This window comes from Pantoea sp. GbtcB22 (assembly GCF_019091025.1).
GTDB classification, from domain to species: Bacteria; Pseudomonadota; Gammaproteobacteria; order Enterobacterales; family Enterobacteriaceae; genus Pantoea; species Pantoea leporis.
Map to the genome: position 1 here is coordinate 1 of NZ_JAGXKB010000565.1, position 247 is coordinate 247.

Annotated in this window: 1 protein-coding gene; it reads left to right on the plus strand. The window is 61.1% G+C overall.

The genetic code is table 11. From position 1 onward, the window contains the following. On the plus strand, positions 1-247 hold a 247-nt coding region (locus tag KVT28_RS25985), incomplete at both ends, for a helicase-related protein (RefSeq protein WP_256448508.1).

Sequence of the window (247 nt, forward strand, 5' to 3'; positions counted from 1 at the left end):
TGGATAAGAAGCGCAAGCGGGAACTGCTGCCGCTGATGATTGGTCGTGATAACTGGCAGCAAGTGCTGGTGTCCACCCGTACCAAACACGGCGCCAATCATCTGGCTGAGCAGCTGAACAAAGACGGCATTCCCGCCGCCGCAATCCACGGCAACAAGAGCCAGGGCGCGCGTACCCGTGCATTGGCTGACTTCAAATGCGGCGGCATTCGCGTGCTGGTCGCGACCGACATCGCGGCGCGTGGTCT